Annotated in this window: 14 protein-coding genes, 1 tRNA gene and 1 other RNA gene; 4 read left to right on the forward strand and 12 right to left on the reverse strand. The window is 69.5% G+C overall.

The features are described 5' to 3' along the window. Positions 1-24 precede the first annotated feature (24 nt). From JOF40_RS07105 to JOF40_RS07135, 7 genes are all read right to left on the reverse strand, one after another. Positions 25-960, reverse strand: coding sequence for a Gfo/Idh/MocA family protein (locus JOF40_RS07105; RefSeq protein ID WP_129181391.1), 936 nt, complete (start codon positions 958-960; stop codon positions 25-27). Beyond that, positions 957-2,384, reverse strand: coding sequence for an Ldh family oxidoreductase (locus JOF40_RS07110; RefSeq protein ID WP_188111714.1), 1,428 nt, complete (start codon positions 2,382-2,384; stop codon positions 957-959). Before JOF40_RS07110 ends, JOF40_RS07105 begins: the two co-directional genes overlap by 4 nt. A gap of 104 nt (positions 2,385-2,488) precedes the next feature. Then, positions 2,489-2,869: a VOC family protein gene (locus JOF40_RS07115; protein ID WP_129181395.1), complete on the reverse strand. Its 381-nt coding sequence runs from the start codon at positions 2,867-2,869 to the stop codon at positions 2,489-2,491. Positions 2,870-2,906: 37 nt separating this feature from the next. Continuing rightward, the gene (locus JOF40_RS07120; RefSeq protein ID WP_188111715.1) at positions 2,907-4,199 is read right to left on the reverse strand and encodes an ATP-grasp domain-containing protein; all 1,293 of its coding nucleotides are present in this window, start codon (positions 4,197-4,199) and stop codon (positions 2,907-2,909) included. Beyond that, complete coding sequence (locus JOF40_RS07125) at positions 4,196-5,503, reverse strand: MFS transporter (RefSeq protein ID WP_129181399.1); 1,308 nt, start codon at positions 5,501-5,503, stop codon at positions 4,196-4,198. Before JOF40_RS07125 ends, JOF40_RS07120 begins: the two co-directional genes overlap by 4 nt. Continuing rightward, positions 5,500-6,285: a polysaccharide deacetylase family protein gene (locus tag JOF40_RS07130; protein WP_188111716.1), complete on the reverse strand. Its 786-nt coding sequence runs from the start codon at positions 6,283-6,285 to the stop codon at positions 5,500-5,502. The genes JOF40_RS07125 and JOF40_RS07130 overlap by 4 nt, the downstream gene beginning before the upstream one ends. Next, positions 6,282-9,281, reverse strand: a complete 3,000-nt coding sequence (locus tag JOF40_RS07135; RefSeq protein WP_209674438.1) for an amino acid adenylation domain-containing protein — start codon at positions 9,279-9,281, stop codon at positions 6,282-6,284. Before JOF40_RS07135 ends, JOF40_RS07130 begins: the two co-directional genes overlap by 4 nt. A 146-nt stretch (positions 9,282-9,427) precedes the next feature. On the opposite strand from JOF40_RS07135, the gene JOF40_RS07140 reads away from it, so the two are divergent. Together JOF40_RS07140 and JOF40_RS20200 are read left to right on the forward strand one after the other, a co-directional pair. Beyond that, positions 9,428-10,744 (forward strand): nucleotide sugar dehydrogenase, encoded by a 1,317-nt coding sequence (locus JOF40_RS07140; RefSeq protein ID WP_129181406.1) that lies wholly within the window; start codon positions 9,428-9,430, stop codon positions 10,742-10,744. Between the two features lie 43 nt (positions 10,745-10,787). Further along, positions 10,788-11,414: a 4'-phosphopantetheinyl transferase family protein gene (locus JOF40_RS20200; RefSeq protein WP_129181408.1), complete on the forward strand. Its 627-nt coding sequence runs from the start codon at positions 10,788-10,790 to the stop codon at positions 11,412-11,414. Between the two features lie 19 nt (positions 11,415-11,433). Here JOF40_RS20200 and JOF40_RS07150 read toward each other — a convergent pair. Both JOF40_RS07150 and JOF40_RS07155 read right to left on the reverse strand, forming a co-directional pair. Continuing rightward, positions 11,434-11,521: transfer RNA gene (locus JOF40_RS07150), tRNA-Ser, on the reverse strand. A gap of 10 nt (positions 11,522-11,531) precedes the next feature. Next, positions 11,532-13,190, reverse strand: coding sequence for a DUF2142 domain-containing protein (locus JOF40_RS07155; protein ID WP_129181410.1), 1,659 nt, complete (start codon positions 13,188-13,190; stop codon positions 11,532-11,534). Positions 13,191-13,273: 83 nt separating this feature from the next. Here JOF40_RS07155 and ffs point away from each other — a divergent pair. After that, positions 13,274-13,370, forward strand: an RNA gene (gene ffs / locus JOF40_RS07160) — signal recognition particle sRNA small type. A 22-nt stretch (positions 13,371-13,392) separates the two neighbouring features. Here ffs and JOF40_RS07165 read toward each other — a convergent pair. Beyond that, positions 13,393-14,814, reverse strand: coding sequence for an MFS transporter (locus JOF40_RS07165; RefSeq protein ID WP_129181412.1), 1,422 nt, complete (start codon positions 14,812-14,814; stop codon positions 13,393-13,395). Positions 14,815-14,883: 69 nt separating this feature from the next. Between JOF40_RS07165 and JOF40_RS07170 the strand changes: the two genes are divergently transcribed. Continuing rightward, a complete protein-coding gene (locus JOF40_RS07170) occupies positions 14,884-15,546 on the forward strand; it encodes a TetR family transcriptional regulator (protein WP_188111717.1) in 663 nt (220 codons plus the stop codon). Positions 15,547-15,652: 106 nt separating this feature from the next. On the opposite strand, the gene JOF40_RS07175 is transcribed toward JOF40_RS07170, so the two are convergent. Together JOF40_RS07175 and JOF40_RS07180 are read right to left on the reverse strand one after the other, a co-directional pair. Beyond that, positions 15,653-16,795: an acyl-CoA dehydrogenase family protein gene (locus JOF40_RS07175; RefSeq protein WP_129181416.1), complete on the reverse strand. Its 1,143-nt coding sequence runs from the start codon at positions 16,793-16,795 to the stop codon at positions 15,653-15,655. A 1-nt stretch (position 16,796) separates the two neighbouring features. After that, on the reverse strand, positions 16,797-17,975 hold the full coding sequence (locus JOF40_RS07180) for an acyl-CoA dehydrogenase family protein (protein ID WP_129181418.1): 1,179 nt from the start codon (positions 17,973-17,975) through the stop codon (positions 16,797-16,799). Between the last annotated feature and the right edge of the window lie 3 nt (positions 17,976-17,978).

Raw genomic sequence — 17,978 nt, forward strand, 5'->3', positions numbered from 1 at the left:
AGCCCGACGAGAGCCCGATCGGCATCATGCCGGACCGACCTGCCGATCGCGGACGTGCTCCAGCACCTGCGTGACGGCGCGGGCGCCGGCCAGGCCGGAACGCTCGGGCTGCCGTCCCGCGGCCACCGCGGCGGCCACGTCGCTGTAGACCGCCCGGCGTAGTGACGTGACGTCGAGGGGCTTGTGCCGGGTTGCGGTGCCCGCGACGTCCACCTCCACCTCGCCGTCGACGACCGTGAGCGCTCGGTCCGGCGCAACGATACTGAGCCTTTCGCGCCGGATCGTCGACTCGGCGCTGATCGTGAAGGCGAGGGTGGCGCCCGAGGCGAACGACAACCACCCGCTGACCCGGGTGTCGATGCCCGGCCCGGCGCAACGCGCTGGAGCCAGGTCGACGGTCAAGACGTCACCCAGCACCGTGCAGGCCAAGTCCAGGTAGTGCACCCCGAGGTGTGCCGTGATTCCGCCCAGCGCCTCGTCGACCGAGGTGCGCCACCCGGCCTTCTGGTAGTGCGAACCGGGTCGGTAGCGGAACACCTCAAGTACGCCGGTGACCTCAGGCCGTCGCCACGCGTCGATGTCGAGGTCGTTGGGCAAGCGCCACCGATGCTGCAGCATGACGCCCGCGCAACCGCCCGAGCGTCGCGCCGCGTCATCGATCGTCGTCAGCTCGGCCATCGACATGGCCGGGGGCTTCTCGAGCAGCACCGAACGGCCGGAAGACAGCGCCTCGATGGCTAGCGCGGCCCGGTCGCCCGGCGGAGTGCACAGCGCGACCAGCTGTACGTCGGAGTCGTCGAGCAGGTCGGCCCAGGCGGCCGCCCGTGGGAGGCCTCCGACGTCGACCGTCGGGTCGAGCTCGAGGACCTTGGTGACGTGGGCGTGAGGATGGTCATCCAGCGCATCGGCGTGCTGGCGGCCGGCCGACCCGAATCCGACGATCGCGACACCGAGGCTCATGGTGCGCCCACGTCCCAGCCGAGCTGATCCACCACGGCTCGCGGCACGCGGACGCCGTCACGGTGAGCGCGCTCCTCGGCGGCGGTCTCCTGCTGCTCGGGCAGGTGGACGTCGGGGAGTTCGCCCAGATAGCCGCGCACCACCGCTTCGCGCAGCTCGTCGACCAGCTCGTGGATCGGTGGGTCGCCGAACGCCCGCGGCGAGAACGCGATGAACATCTGTGAGCAGTCCATCGGGTGGTCGGGCTCGGCGCGCTGCTTGTGGACGCGGGGACTGATCGTGGCCCCGGCTAACACGCCGGCGAGCACCTCCGTGATGAGGGCGACCCCCAGACCCTTGTAGCCGCCGAACACCGGGACAGCCCCGCCGGCATCGAGCTGGTGCGGGTCGGTGGTGGGCCGGCCGCGCCGGTCGACCAGCCACTCCGGAGGCACGGGACGGCCGCGGTGCGCGGCGTCGCGGATCTTGCCGCTGGCAACGATGCCGGTGGCGAAGTCGACGATGAAGGGACGACTGCCCTCGAGAGGTGCGACGAGGCACACTGCGTCGTTGCCGAGCGTCGCTCGTCCCGCACCGGGTGCCGCGACGCTGGGGCCCGAGACGTTGAACACCAGGCCCACGACGCCGTGCCGGGTGAATGAGTCACGGTAAGCCGCCAGCATGCCGATGTGGTTGTTGCCACGGACACCGACCGCGGCGATACCCGACACGGCGGCGTCCTCGGCCACGGTCTGAGCGGCCAGCTCGGCCGCGACCTGCCCGAAGCCACCCTGCGCGTCGAGGACCTTGACGACGCCCATCTCACTGACCCACTGCGGGTCGGCCACCGGGTCGATGCCGCCTGCACGGATCCGGTCGACGTACATGGGCAGCAGCCCGACGCCGTGCGAGAAGTGACCGCGGGCATCCGCGTCGACGAGCACCCGGGCGACGAGAGCAGCACGCCGGGGCGCCACGCCTTCGGCGCACAGTGTCGCGGTCACCAGCTCAGTGAGGTCGGCCAAGGCGATGATCGGATCTTGGACCGCCGACGCGGCGGGATCTGTGAGCGGCTCGACCTCGACCTGCCGGTCGGCGGCTGCAGCGAGCTGCTCGTCGGCGGTGACGACAAGCACTGCTGCTCCGCCACCGGCGAGCACGTGCACCTCGGAGACAGAGGCTCCTGCAGGCGCCGTGCCGGCGTCGACGACGATCGCCCGACAGCTGGGGTCGAGGTTGCCGACCCTGTCGAGCTCGACTGTGACCAGCCCTCGCGGGGTGCGGGGGGCGATGCGTCGCGACGTGCTCGCACCCACCGAGATCAGCCCGTACTGGGCCTGTCGGCGGCCACTCAGCGTCTCGACGAGCGCTGCCGCAACGTCACGAGTCGGGCATCGCAGCGCGACCACCTCGCCGGGCTGCGCGTGGGCAGTCAGACCGGGCACGACGATGGACTCGTTCCCGGTCGGTCCCTGCGCGACGATGAGATCGGTGACGTGGATCCCGCCACTGGCTCTGCCGGATGATCGCGCCCCCCCGAGAGCGTTCATCAGTTCTTCGGTTCGAGGAACTCGAGGCGATTGCCGAGCTTGTCGAAGGCGTAAAACCGCTCGTGGCCAGGGAAGTTGTCGTCCCACGTCACCTCATACCCTTGGTCCTCCAGCCGGGCGGCCAGGCCATGGATCGAAGACACGAGGATGCCAGGGTGAGCCTTCTTGGCCGGGCTGAAGTCCTGCTCGACGCCAAGGTGCACCTCGAGTCCCCCGCCACGGAACCAGCACCCGCCTCTTGCGGCCAGCACGGGCGGCTTCTCCAGCTCGGTCATGCCGAGCACCTCGCCCCAGAACTCGCGGCACTGGTCCTCGGCGCCCGCGGGAATCGCGAGCTGGACGTGGTGGAGCCCCTCGAGGCTGTAGTCGTTCGCGGTCATCTTCGCACTCTCCTTGTGATGGGTGATCAGAACTGCGTCAGGAAATGGTCTGGGTGGTGTGGCTGGTCTGGCTCGTCCAGCCGCTCGCCTTGACGGTGAAGTGCATCGCACCGACTCCTCCCTGTGCTCTCGCCAGCGCCTCGGCGACGGTGTCGCCCAATGCGCACACATGTGCGGCTCTGGCGAACGAACCGGTGACTCCCTCGAGGCGATCACCGATGTCGCGGAGCACCTCGACGGCCGCCACTCCCGGGCTGGCCTTGGCCTCGTCCTCGCCGTCGACTGCTGTCAGCTCGCCGACAGCATCGGGACAGGCATACCAGATCGCCGCCGCGGGTGCCTCGTTGACGACGCTCGCACCAGCGCGGGTCTCGGCCAGGGCAGGCAGGCCCAACGACTGCTTGGCCACTGCGTCCAGCAGGTCGACCTTGCGGATCCGCGACCACAGCTCCGGGATCTCGTCCCCGGCGGGACGCAGGTGGGTCTCGACGATGTGGACCTCGTCGTCGGACACGATGACCTCGGTGTGGGTGACCCCGTCGCGCACACCGAGCGCGGTCAGGGCGGTATCGACGGCAGCGTGGATGCGGGTCGAGACGTCGTCGGTGATGTCGGCAGGCATGACATGGCCGAGCTCGACGAAGTGGTCGTGCTCGGAGATCTTGCCGGTGACGCCCACGACGAAGTGCTCACCTGCTTCGCTGAGCGCCTCGACGCTGAACTCCACGCCGGTCACGAACTGCTCCACCATGAGCTCGTGCGAGTCGAGGTCCTTGGTTCCGGACGTGCCCCACGAGAGGGCCGCGTCGATGTCGTCCGGCCCGTCGACCCGGGTGACGCCCTTGCTCGCCGTGCCACGTACCGGCTTGCAGATCAGCGGGTAGCCATGCGCGGCGGCGAATGCCTCGACCTCGGCCTTGGTCGTCACCGCGGCAGCGGCGATCCCGCCCAGGCCGGCCTCGGCTAGGTCGTGGCGCATCTGGGTCTTGTCGTTGACGGCTCGAAGGGTCCTCGTGCTGTGCCACGACAGGCCGAGGTCCTCGGCGATGGCGGCGGTGTGCTCAGTGTCCTTCTCGCTGTAGTTGGCGATGCGGTCGATCGGGTCGACGGCGTGGATGAATCGTGCTGCGGCCAGCCACTCCTCGACGGGTGCATCTTCGCGGATCGAGAGCAGCCGGGTGACCTGGTCCTTGCTGCGGACCCGCGGGAGCACCTCGGGCCGGCAGATGACGCTGGTGCGCAGCCCGGGCCACAGGGCGCGGGCCCGGTCGGGCAGGTCTCGGCCTCCCGAGATGATGAGCAGGTGCATCGGGGGTGGGTTGGCGGTCACGTGTCCTCCGGGGTCGGGTGGGAGCCGGACGTCTGTCCAGCCTCCGCGGGATCGGGGGTAGGGGTGTCGGGGAGGTGACGCGAGCCGAGATTGCTGATGAGGGCTGCCAGGGGCAGCACGGCAGCGACGAACAGCCATCCCTCGGGGCCGGCGTGGGCGATCAGCCACAGCAGGACGACCGGGCCGATGATCTCGGCAGCCGAGAATCCGAGGTCGTAGAAGGCGAGGTAGCGCCCTTGGCCGACGATCGGGGACATGGCGAACGACACCTCCCACGACGCCGCTGAGTGCAGGAGCTCGGCCATGGTCAGCAGCAGGAGGGCGCAGAACAGCGCCACGGCCGTGGCGATGGCACCGTCGGTGTGCCCGCTGACGGTGAACGCGCCGCACGCCGCCGACAGTGTGCATGCGGACACCCACATGGAGCGTCGTGCGGAGCGCGGGTCGGCGATGTGCCGGGTCACCGGGACCTGGCAGAAGATCGTCAGCACGGTGTTGGTCACGACGAGGGCTGTGACCATCCAGATCGGGGCCTCGGTGTGCTCGGCGACCCACAGCGGCAGCACGACGGTCAACATCGCGTCGTGCAGGAACAGGATGCCGTTGGCAAGCGTCACGGTGACGAACGATCGATCGCGGATCGGCGGTACGACGGGCTCAGGCTTGTCCGAGTCGTCGGTCACCCGCACGTCGACATTCGGCAACCGCAGGAGGGTCAGCGCGATGACGACGAAGCTGAGGGCGTTGCCGATGAACAGGAGCCGGAACGCCTCGACCGTTCCCACGGTCAGCGCGATGCCCGCCAGACCGAAGCCGATCGTGAACCCGACGTTGTGGAGCGACCGGATGAAGCCCATCGTGCGGTTGCGCTCAGTGCCGGTGATGAGCCGGCCGACCAGCGCCTGGTTGAGCGGCTGGCCGGCTCGGTCCACGAGGTAGAGCAGGCACGCGGCGACCAGGAACTGGGTGAATCCGGAGATGAAGAGGTAGGCGATGTAGCCCGCGGCCCGCCAGACCGCGGCGGCGACAAGGACGTTGCGGGGTCCGTAGCGGTCGCCGAGACGGCCGATCGGCACCGTCGTCGCCAGGCCGATCGCGCCAGCGATGGCCAGCACGACGCCGAGCTGCGGCTCGGACACGTCCGCGAAGCGGGTGAAGTAGATCGCCGATCCGGCAAGGAACAGTCCGGTCCCGGTCGATCCGACGAGGGCGTTCAGGGCGATGATGCGTGACGCCCGGGTCGCGGGCAGGCTCCCGACGAGTCGGGCACGCAACCCGCTGCTCGTCTGGTCGGTGTCTGTCATCGGGAACCCTCCGCTCCGTCGTCGAGCTTCCAGTCGCGGTGCCACCGGTCGATCAGGTCGGGCCAGAGCAGTTGGTGGCCGGACGGCAGGTAGGTCCGCCTGATCGACTGGGGGTGGTCGGTCCACGGGGTGGCGGGAGACCTGACCGAGCCGAAGGCGAGAGTGCCGTCGGGCAGGTCGATCCGCTCGGGTATGCCGCCGTATGGGTAGGCGAACAGTCGCGCTGCTGCGGGACCGTAGCGCCGGGCGATGTCCTCGATCGAGCCGAGCGCCTCGTCCTGAACCCTTCCGGGGTCGATGCGGTCCAGGTGCGGATGGGTCCGGGTGTGCGCCGCGACGACGTGGCCGTCGTCGACGAGGGCGTCGCACTCCGTGAGACTCATGTAGTCCTCGCGGGCGTGGGCGGAACGCTGTCCGAGGAGCCCGGTGCAGGCGAAGAACACGGCCCGCACGCCGACGTCGCGCAGGATGGCACGTGCGATGTCGTGATTGTCGCGGTAGCCGTCGTCGAACGTGATCAGGACGGACGGCTCTTCGGGACGCGGCACGGCCTCGCGCCCGAACGACCGGGGGTCCAGCGGCGTGAAGCGGGCGAGGACGGCTTCGAGGCCGGCGGCGAACGACGTGGGCGTCAGGGCGGTGTAGTGCCGGACGTCGGGGTGCACGTGGTGGAAGTAGAGGACCAGCGGCCAACCAGCAGCGCTGCCCTGCGCTGGTTGATGCTCGTCGAGGACGCCTGGGACGAGGGGAGTGCGGTGGTCAGCGGTCGCGGGGCGTGTCACAGGTGACCGCCGTCTGCAGGTGCGGCCGATTCGTCGAGCACCTCGGTCATCACGTCCTCGATGCTGGCGGCGAGCCGCGCGATGTCGGAGGGGTCCCACCGACCCGTCGAGTACTTGAGCGACACCTCGAGTTCGCCGTCGACGATGTCGCCCTCGACCATGAGCAGGTATCGCTCGCGCTGGCGAGGGGACCGGTGCGCGCCGAAGTCTTCCGTCGCCGGCCGCAGGACCTGCTCGGTCGCGCGTTGTTCGAGCCGCAGCAGGTGACCGCGGAAGTTGAGCCGGACCGCCGGTCGCGGCAGTGACGACAGCTGCTGGCGCACGTCGGCGTCCGGGGAGCAGAACCGGAGGGCGTCGAAGCCGTATCGCCGGACGGGGATCTGTGCGAGCTGGCCGAAAGCGGCGTCGAAGGCACGCCGCCCGGAGCCCTGCCAGTCGACGACGACTGGAAAGGTGCTCTGGACGTAGGCCACGGTGCGCGACAGATCGAGATCGCCCACCGCGATGTCGCGGCTGTGCGCGTACACGTCGACGCCGTGCGTGGTCTCGCCGGACCAGCGGGCCAGCCCGCCGGCCAGGCAGCACAGCACGAACGCATGGGTCGGGATGTCCTGACGGCCCAGCTCGGTCATCGTCGAGGTCAGCTTGGCCGAGAGCCGGAACCGGTCGGTGCGCAGGGTGGGCAGGCGGTCGTCGTCGTCGCGTGTGGCACGCAGGGCGGCGAACGGGCGGGTCGACGTCGCCCAGTCGCGTGCGTCCTGGCGGGCTTCTGCGGTGGTGAGCCAGGTCGTCAGCGCCTCGCCCACGGCGCGGGGACCGGTCACGGCCGACGTCACGTGGGCACCGGCCAGCAGGTTCTCGAGATCGTCCACGAGCAGGCCCACGGAGACGCCGTCGAGCACGAAGTGGTGCACGGTCAGCAGCATCCGCGCCGAGCCGTCGCCCAGCTCGAGCACCAGCAGCTGCAGCACCCGACCCGTGGACAGCGACAGCGAGGTCTGAGCGTCAGCGAGGTGCTGCTCGACGGTCGAGCGCTGCTCCGACGGCGGGACGTCGCGAAGATCGACGACGCGGACGGCATCGCGTGCCCCCTCGATGTCGTTGGTGCCGAGTCGGACCGACCCGTCGTCCAGCAGCGCCGTTCGCAGGGCAGGGTGGCGCTCCCGTAGCGACTGCACGACACCGACGAGCTCGTCGACGTCGCGTCCGGGGTCGGTGGAGAACAACGCGTTCAGGCAGAACTGGTCTGGATCGACCAGAGGACCGTCGTGCAGCCATCGGTGCTGCGCAGGCAGCATCGCAACGGGACCAGCTTCCTCGGGAGCCCGGCTCGCGGCACCATCGGACCGCTCGATCGCCCGGTCGACGGCTGCCCGCGCAGTTCGGGCGTGCAGGAGATCGGTGGGTCGCAGGGGAAGTCCGGAGTCGCGGGCATGAGCACTGATCCGCATCGCCATGAGGGAGTCGCCGCCGGCCCCGATGAAGTCGTCGTCGGGGCCGATGCCGGGATCGAGCAGCAGCTCACGCATGAGCCCGACGACGACGCTCAGCGGGTCGTCGCCGACCGACGACGGCACGGCCGCGGGACGGCTCAGCCGATCGGCGGCGCGGCGACGATCGATCTTCCCGGACGTGGTCAGGGGCAACGAGTCGGTCACGCTGATGACAGTGGGCACGAGGTAGCTCGGCACCCGCCCCCCGATCTCACGGCGGATCGACTCGCTGGTCAGGCCGCTCGATCCGGTGACCGCGGCACCCAGGACGCTGCCGCCGGCACCGTCGTCCAGGACGAAGGCGACCGCGGCCGTGACCCCGTTGGCCTCGAGGAGGTGACGGTCGATCTCCTCGAGCTCGATGCGGTGCCCGCGGACCTTGACCTGGTTGTCGACACGACCAAGGAACTCGAGCTGCCCGGTGGAGTGCTCGACGACGAGGTCGCCGGTGCGATACATGCGGGTGCCGCTGTCGCTCCACGGGTCGGGGCGGAAACGGTCGGCGGTCTGGTCAGGGTCGTCGAGGTAGCCGTCGGCCAGGGTCGAGCCGCCGATCCAGAGCTCGCCGGGGTCGCCGGCCGTGGTCGGCCTGCCCTCGGCGTCCACGACATGCGCGACACGGTCGCCGACCGCGGTCCCGATCGGCAACCCCGCCGAGGTTGGAAGCGGGTCATGGGGTCCGATGGTGAAGGCCGTGGCAGTGACGACGGCCTCTGTCGGTCCGTACCCGTTGACGAGGGTGGTGTGGCCCAGGGCCGAGGCGCGGTGCGCCGCGAGATCGAGCGCGGTCGCGTTCTCACCACCGATGACCACGATCGCCACGCCGGCGAAGAGGGGCGCATCGGCGGGCGTGAGGGTCTGGCACGCCAGACGCCAGTAGGCGGTGGGAAGCTGTAGGACGGTGACACCCAGCGACGAGGTCACGTCCCCGAGCTCGGCGACGTCGGGGACGGGTCCCTCGAAGAAGGCGACCGTGCCGCCCGCGACGAGCGTCGGCCAGATCTCCTCCTGTGCCACGTCGAAGGCGATGCTCGCGAACTGCAGGACGACCGAGCCGCTCGAGAGGCCGAGGAGACCGATGATGTCATCGGTGTGCCGACGGAGTGCGTCGTGGCCGACGACAACCCCCTTCGGAGACCCGGTCGAGCCGGACGTGTAGATGACGTAGGCGGCGTCGCGCGGGACCTTGGTGGTGTCGAGCCCCCGCACGGCAAGTCCGGTCTCGATCGTCGCGGCGGCACCGGAGCGACTGAGGATCTCGGCGCGGCGTTCGTCAGGAGTCGACTGGTCGATCGGGACGAAGGCCGCTCCGCTCAACCAGGTGCCCAGCATCGCGACCACGACGTCGGGCCCGCGGGGCACCTGGACCGCCACGAGGTCGGCCTCGCGCACGCCGACCTCGCGGAGCTGTCGAGACATGGCAATGGCGCGGTCCCAGAGCTCCGAAGCCGTGACCGACACGGACGAGGTCGTGAGGGCGACGGAGTCGGGGGCGAATTCCACGCGCTGACGAAGTGCGCTCAGCACACCTTGACGCCCAGGCGCTTCGCGCCCTGCGCAGGCGTGGTTCGTCAAAGACATGTCGGTTCCCCCCGAGGGACACTCTGTCAGAAGCAATCGTAGGCTAGCAGCGGGCGGAGGCGGCTGCCATGGCAGCCGCCTGGGCGTGCAGCGTCGAGATCGGGGGATCTGTGAAGAGTCATGCTGTGGTGATCGGGATGGGCTATGTGGGCCTGCCGCTCGCCATGAACTTGGTCGAGTCGGGGCTGTCGGTGGTTGGTTACGACACCGATGCCGGCGTGGTCGAGAGCCTCAATGCCGGGTCTTCCCACGTCGACGACGTGAAGGCCGACGCAGTCAGGCGTGCCCTGCAGAGAGGGTTCCGAGCATCTTCGGATCCGTCCGAGATCATCGACGCCACTGAGGTGATCGTCTGCGTGCCCACGCCGTTGGACGTGGACGGCCAACCGGACCTCCGGCACGTCGAGGCCGCCGCCCGGGCGATCGGTCAGCACGTTCGGCCGGGAGCGCTGTGCGTCCTGGAGTCGACCATCTATCCCGGGACCACCGAGAAGATCTTCGCTCCGCTCGTATCGGCCGGCGGGCTCGTCGTGGGCAGCGACGTCTTCGTCGCCTTCTCTCCGGAGCGCATCGACCCCGGCAATCCCGAGTTCGGGATCCGCAACACGCCGAAGGTGGTCGCAGGCATGACGCAGGAGTGCACGCGGCGGGCGCGCTCGTTCTACGAGCAGATCGTCTCGACCGTCGTCGAGGCACGTGGCACGAGGGAAGCCGAGATGGCCAAGCTCCTCGAGAACTCGTTCCGCCACGTCAACATCGCCTTGGTCAACGAGCTGCTTCGCCTGTGCAACGAGCTCGAGATCGACCTGTGGGACGTCATCCGTTGCGCTGAGACCAAGCCCTTTGGGTTCATGGCGTTTCGGCCCGGCCCAGGCGTGGGCGGGCACTGCATCCCGGTCGACCCCGGATACCTACGACATCACGTCCGCAAGGAGCTTGGCTCGCCCTTCCGGATGCTTGAGCTGGCGGAGGAGGTCAACGCTGGTGCGCCCCGCTACGTCGTCGAGCGGGTGCAACGCATGCTCAACGACGCGTCACGGCCGGTGAAGGGTTCATCTCTCCTCCTTGTCGGGGTGACGTACAAGCCGGATGTCGCCGACTGTCGAGAGACTCCGGCAGCTCCCATCGCGCGGCGGCTCGCGGACTGGGGTGCTGCTGTGCGATTCCACGACCCTCTCGTCGAGTCCTGGAGTCCCTGTCCGGGAGGCGAGCCCGCTCTGCAACGGGTCGACGACGTCTACGTCGCGGCGGCCGAGGCCGACCTGGTGGTCCTGCTGCAGCCCCACGCCGAGTACGACTTGGAGAGGCTCGCGGGGTCCAGCGTGCTCCTGCTGGACACCAGCGGTCGGGTGCAGCAGTGCACGGCAGCCGTCCAGCGGCTGTGACCGCGTCGTCGTCAGACCCCCGGCCAGCGGTCGAGGAGGTGTAGTGGACCAGCAGGCGGTGTGGCGGTTCGTGCCTGTCGCCGAGGTTGGCGACGCTCTCGTGGCGCTGTCGTGCGCGGAGTCGAGCAGGGCTGCCCTGTTCAGGCATCAGACCGACCGCACGGCGTACGTGGCGGCGCACCGACTCGTCCGGGAGTGTGCCGGAGCTCTTCTCGGAGTGACGGCGGGGAGCCTGGTGGTGGAGTCGTCATGCCCCGACTGCGGCAGCGACGAGCACGGCGTCCCTCGCCTCGCCGGGCGCGGTGACGTGTCGATCAGTCTGAGTCACACGCGAGGGCATGTGGCGGCGGTCGCGCACTGGGTCGGCTGCGGCATCGACGTCGAGCGCCTCGATCGTCCGGGACCTCCGCGGTCGGCTCTGACTGTCCGTGAGCAGGGGTGGATCGACTCTCAGGAGGAGCCTCGAGCCTCAGCCATTCGGGTATGGGTACGCAAGGAGGCACTCATCAAGTCTGGCGTCGGCACCCTCGATGCCGCCCGTAGTGTCGAGGTCGTCGATCGTAGAGGTTTGCGTGACACGGTGAACAGGAAGGTCGTCCACGAGTGGTCGGTGCCAGGCGCCGTGGGAGCGGTGGCCCTCGGGTTGCGATCGCAGTATGGGTTGGAATAGGCCCTCTAACAGGGCGCTGTGGCGGAGGATAGGGGATTCGAACCCCTGAGAGCTTTCACTCAACCCGCTTTCCAAGCGAGCGCACTAGGCCACTATGCGAATCCTCCGTCGAAGAGGCTACCCGTTCGACTCGAGGCCCGGTGAACCGGGAGGGTCCCCGGCGTCGCGGCTCGCGTGAGCGCCGCCGACCTCGCGATCGTCCGGCTCTGTCGCCGCCGTTCGTGCGTCGACGAGAGCGCGGCGGTGTCCCGCGTCGGTGCCGGGAGCAGCGCCGTCGACGGGCAGACCGGCCACGTCGCCGTCGCCGAGCGGCGAGAAGGTGTTCAGCACGAGCCAGACCACAGCGGCGAAGGCCAGGGAGCCTGCCATCCACACTGCCATCGGGGTGATCGGGAGATTCCACCACCACTCACGACCGGCGTCCAGGTCGATGCTGACGACGTCGAGGCCCGTGACGTAGCGACGGATGGCGGTGTGGAGCGCGAAGGAGTTCGCCGCGCCCAGAGCGACCGTCACGAGGGCGATCTGGCCTCGACTCGGAACGTACGAACCTGCCTTCGTGACGAGCAGGGTCATGCCGGTCAGCATCACGACGATCGGCACGAGGTAGCGGGGCTGCACGCCCTGACCGATGAGCAGGTGCGAGCGCGTGACCAGGAACAGCGGGTAGGTGACCAGCGCAGCGGCGAGGAGGGCCATGGCGGTCATCTGTCGACGACTGCCGTTGCGGAGGGCCACGAACAGCAGCGCGGCCCAGGGCAGGAGCGATCCGACCAGCACGACGGGTGGCAGCGGCGTGTCGACCCAGCCGAGAGGCCATCCGCCCCACACGCCCGTCCACATGACCGGTAGGTTCTGGACGTTGTTCCACAGCAGGGCAGGGCTGCTGAGGTCGCTCGGGGCCATCTGCGCGCCGAAGGCGTCGACGGCGGCGGCCGACTGCTTGGCGGTCAGGAACACGAACAGTGACGCCACGCCGATGACCGAGCCCGTGGCGAGTGCCGTCTTCGATCGCAGGACATCGCGTGGGCGCATGATGAAGACGAGTGCGACGGCCATGAGGGTGAACAGGCAGGAGTCCGTCCGCGATCCGACTCCCATGGTTGCCGTCAGTATCGCCGTGATCACCAGAGCTGGGCGGCGCCATCCGACGGCATCGGGCAGCGCGTACAAGCAGACCCACAGCGTGCCCGCGCTGACGATCGTCCAGCCCGAAGGGTTGATCGACGAGATCATCCAGATGCCCAGCGGCACCGACGCGAGCACGAAGGTCCAGGCGGTGACGCGACGCAGCATGGGAGGCACGAGAGCCATGACGGCCGCGACGATGACCAGGAAGGTCAGCACGTTGAACGCCCGCATCGTGAGCACCGACTTGCTGATGTCGTCTCCGACGAACGTGTGCATCACGGCGTAGTAGACCGGCGGGTAGTCGCCCCTGAAATTGCCTCGATCCGTCTCGAAGGTCGGCTTCGGGTCGTCGCCGTAGTCGGTGCCGAGGCAGTCGGCGCTCTCGGCCGGCTTCGTGGCGAAGCACTGGGCACCGGTCACGAGGCCTTCAGGGACGGTGCGCCGGTCGCTGCTCGCACCCTTGGCGCAGTGGGCGTCGGTGCCCTGGCCGCACCAGATGCTGGCGAGGTGGAAGTCCTCGTCGGGCGTGGAGCCGGCCGGCCCCGACAGGGACCAGGCCCCGGCAGCGATGCCGGCGAGCACGAGGATGACGATGAACACCGGCCAGGTCCTGGTCGTCGAGGCGCGACGAGGCTGGGAAGACATGGGCGCGAGTCTATCCGCGCGCACCCCCGTGGGCGGTCCGCTCACCCGGGTTGGGGCCGGGGGGATGCCTCCGTATGATGGGGGCCAGCCCCTCGCGTGGCGACACATCACCCAACTCCCCCAGGGCCGGAAGGCAGCAAGGGTCAGTGAGCTCTGTCGGGTACGCGAGGGGTCCTTCACGTCCCGGACCGCACGCCGGCGCTCAAGCCGCGAGCACGACGTCCGGATGCTCGACCGCCTCGTCGTCGACCCGGCGCAGCGCCGCCCACGCCGCGGCCGCGCCCGCGACGACCAATGCGCCGGCGACCAGGAGGCCGAGCCGGTAGCCGCTCAGGAACGCGTCGAGCGGCAGCGCCCCTGACGCGAGCGCGGAGTCCTGGCGGGAGGTCAGGATGACGCCGATGACGGTGATGCCGAGCAGCCCGGCCAGCTCGCGCGAGGTGTTGAAGACGCCCGAGGCCACCCCCGCCTGGTCCTGCGGCATGATGCCGAGCACGACGGCGGTCAGCGGGATCGTCAGCCCGCCGCCGATGCCCATCGCGACGAAGCTGGGCATCAGGTCGAGCATCCCGGCGTCCTGGCCGAACAGCGCGACCGACGCGATCGAGACCCCCATCAGCCCCATGCCGAGGCTGACCGACCGGTGCGCACCGAACCTGCGGGCGATGCCCTCCGAGCTCGCGGCGGCGACGGCCATGCACAGTGCCATCGGGACGAAGGTGAGCCCGGCCCGGGTGGGTGAGAAGCCCAGCACGCCCTGCAGGTAGAGGGAGGTGAAGAAGTAGATGCCGAACAGCCCGAACGCCCACAGCATGAGCGAGACGAGAGCACCGGTGTAGACACGGTCGCGGAACAGCCCGAGGTCGACCATCGGGTCGGTCACGGTGAGCTCGACCCGGACGAACCACGCGGCGGTGACGGCGGCGACCGCGAACGACAGCAGGATGGGCGCTGAGTCCCAGCCGCGGCCGTTGCCCTCGATCAGCGCGAACGTCAGCGTCGACAGCGATATCGTCGACGCGACGAGGCCCCACAGGTCGAGGCGACGCTCGACGGCGTCCCGCGACTCGTCGATGGCCCACACGGCGAGGGCGGCGGTCGCGAGGCCGAGCGGCACGTTGATGAAGAAGATCCACTCCCAGGCGACGTGCTGGCTCAGCAGGCCGCCCAGGAGTGGGCCGGCCGCCAGGGCCAGCGCACCGACGGCACCCCAGACGCCGACCGCGACGTTGCGCTCGCGCTTGTCGGTGAAGGTCGCCGAGATGATCGCGAGCGTGGTCGGGGTCAGCAGCGCGGCCCCCACGCCCTGCACCGCACGGGCTCCGATGAGCATCTCGACGTTGCCCGCGAGGCCTGCGCCGAGAGAGGCGACCGTGAAGACACCCAGCCCCATGAGAAAGATGCGCCGTCGGCCCAGCAGGTCGGCAAGTCGTCCGCCGATCAGCATCAGGCCGGCGAAGGTCAGGATGTACGAGCTGACGACCCATTCCATGCCTGCGGTGCTGAGCCCGAGATCGTCCTCGATCACGGGGATCGCGACGTTGATGATGTTGTTGTCGAGGTACGTCATGAACGTCGCCAGTGCGACGGCCACGAGGGCCCAGATGTTTCTGCGGTCGTCCATGACCACTCCTTTACGTTGTACATTTACGATGTACAGGAACTGCACCATATATGTCGTATAGTTGTCAACGTGAAGGCCAAGATCTCCCTGAATCGCGACGAGGTAGTCGCCAGCGCCCTGCGCATCGTCGACGAGCAGGGGCTCGACGCGCTGACCGTCCGCAGGGTCGCCGACGAGTTCGGCGTGACGCCCATGGCTCTGTACTGGCACTTCTCCAACAAGGACGCCCTGCTCGACGCCGTCGGCGATGCGGTCGTCGCCGGTCTGCGGCTGCCCGACCTAGCGCTCGACCTCGAGCACTACCTCGGCGAGGCGATGACGGCGCTCGTCGACGTCATGCGGGCGCATCCGCGGGCCGCGTCGCTGCTGCCGCACCGGATCCTGCTCACCGATCCCGGACGCGAGATCACCGAGGCGACGCTCGACAAGCTCATGACCGCGGGGTTCGACGTCGACAAGGCCGCTGCCGTGGCGCACTACGCCATGATGATCGCCACGACGCTGGTCGCTGCGGAGCCGGGTGCCGAGACCTCGATCAAGCCCGCCGATCGCGGCGCGGCGCTCGAGGCGAAGCTGGCGCTGCTGCAGTCGCTGCCGGCCGACCGCTACCCCCGCCTGCGGGTCGCCGCCCCGGCGATGGTCGAGTGCGGCGACTCCGACGAGTACTACGCCGATGCGGTGGGCATCTTCGTCGCCGGGGTCATGGCCGACGCGCGAGCATTGACGTCCTGACGCGCACCTGCGACGCACCCGGACGTGCCGAGGGGCGGTGCGCCAGCGTCCACTTCTGCGACGAAGGTGGACGCCAGCGCACCGCCCCTCGGGCGGTTGGCCCTGATCAGGGCAGGGGCTCGACGGCCTCGTGGTCGTCCAGGGTCTTCGACAGCGCGGTCAGATGGTGACGGCCGTCGCCGAGGGCGTGATCGATCGCGGTGAGCCGGCTCGTGTAGTGACCGACGCTGTACTCGGCGGTCATGCCGATGCCGCCGTGCAGCTGGATGGCCTCCTGCCCGATGTGCCGGCCGGCCTTGCTGACCTGCAGCTTCGCCCGTGACGCCGCTTCGAGCACTGCTGCGTCGTCGCCACCGTCGAGCTGGACGAGCGTCGCCCAGGTGACGGTCGAGCGGGCGAGCTCGAGCGACACGTACATGTCGGCGGCCCGGAACGTCAGCGCCTGGAACGTCATGAGCGGGACGCCGAACTGCTTGCGCGACTTCAGGTACTCGGTCGTGGTCTCCAGGGCGAAGGCCATCGCGCCGAGCGCCTCGTGGCCGTAGGCGATCTGCGCGGCAGCGACGGCCGACGCGATGACATCGGACTGGTCGGCACCGGGCTCGCCCAGCGGCGTCGCCGGCGTCGAGTCGAACGCCACGTGCGCCGCGCGTCCGCCGTCGAACGTCGCGTACGACGTGCGGGTCAGGCCCGAGGCGTCCGGCTGGACGACGAACAGACCCGTGCCGCCGTCGATCGTCGCGCTGACGATCAGCAGGTCGGCGCGAGCGCCACCCAGCACGGGCTCCTTGACGCCCGAGAGCGTCCACGCGTCGCCGTCCTTGGTCGCCGTGACCGTCGGCACCTCGCTGTAGCGGTTGCCGGGCTCGGTGTGGGCGAACGCCGGGACGAGCTGGCCCTCGGCGAGCGCTCCGATGATCTCGGCGCGCTGCTCGGCGGTGCCGGCGGCGGCCACGAGACCACCCGCGAGCACGACAGCCTCGACGTACGGCTCGGGGGCGATGACGCGCCCGATCTCCTCCGCGACGATCGAGACCTCGACGGGACCGGCGCCGAAGCCGCCGTCCTCCTCGGCGAAGGGCAGCCCCAGGGCACCCATCTCGGCGAGTCGCTGCCAGGTCTTCTCGTCCCAGCCGGGATCGGTCTTGGTGACGGTGCGACGGTCCTCGGACGAGCCGTAGGCCTTGCCGAGGAGTCCGCGCACGGCGTCGCGCAGCGCGGTCTGCTCGGAGTCGAGTGTGAAGTCCATGTCAGCCCCTCAGTCCCAGGATCGTCCCGGCGATGATCTGTCGTTGCACCTCGTTGGAGCCGCCGTAGATCGACGCCTTCCGGTAGTTGAGGTAGTTGGTCGTGGCGACGCGCGCGAGATCGGGCACATCGGAGCCGTCGGCTGCGCCGGTGGCGAGGGCGTTGGGGCCCGCGAGGTCGACCCACAGCTCGGTCACGGCCTGCTGCAGGACCGTGCCCTGCAGCTTCAGCACGGACGAGGCGGGGTGCGGCTTGCCGTCGGCGGAGTTCGCGACGACGCGCAGCGCCGTCAGCTCGAGGGCCAGCAGGTCGTTCTCGAGCTCGGCGATCTGCGCGGCAACCAAGGGGTCGTCGAGCAGCGACGTGCCACCGGCACCGGCAGTCTTGGCGTACTCCTTGGCCTGGGCCAGGGTGCGCTTGGTCGATCCGACGGGGGCGACGCCCACGCGCTCGTTGCCGAGCAGGAACTTGGCGTAGTCCCAGCCCTTGTTCTCCTCGCCGACGAGGTTCTCGGCCGGCACGCGCACGTTGTCGAAGAAGACCTCGTTGACCTCGTGCCCGCCGTCGATCAGCTCGATCGGGCGGACCGTGAGGCCCGGTGACGTCATGTCGATCAGCAGGAACGAGATGCCGGCCTGCTTCTTGACGTCGGGATCGGTGCGCACGAGCGTGAAGATCCAGTCGCCGTACTGGCCGAGGGTCGTCCACGTCTTCTGTCCGTTGACGACGTACTCGTCGCCCTCCTTGACCGCCGTGGTCCGCAGCGAGGCGAGATCGGAGCCGGCGTCGGGCTCGGAGAATCCCTGCGACCACCAGATGTCGAGGTTGGCCGTCTTGGGCAGGAAGCGCTCCTTGATCTCCTGGGAGCCGAAGGCGGCGATGACGGGGCCGACCATCGAGGCGTTGAAGGCCAGCGGCGGCATGACGCCGGCCAGCTGCATCTCCTCGTGCCAGATGTGGCGCTGGAGCGGCGTCCAATCCTTGCCGCCCCACTCGACGGGCCAGTTGGGCACCGCGATGCCGGCGGCGTTCATCGCCTGCATCGACCGGACGATCTGGTCCTTGGACAGCTCGCGGCGTGCCGCGACGGTGTCACGGATGTCCTGCGGGATCTGGGTGGTGAAGAACGTACGCATCTCCTCGCGGAAGGCGATGTCCTCGTCTGACAGCTGCAGCTTCATGGG

Origin of the sequence: Aeromicrobium fastidiosum, assembly GCF_017876595.1 — a bacterium.
Classification (GTDB): Bacteria; Actinomycetota; Actinomycetes; order Propionibacteriales; family Nocardioidaceae; genus Aeromicrobium; species Aeromicrobium fastidiosum.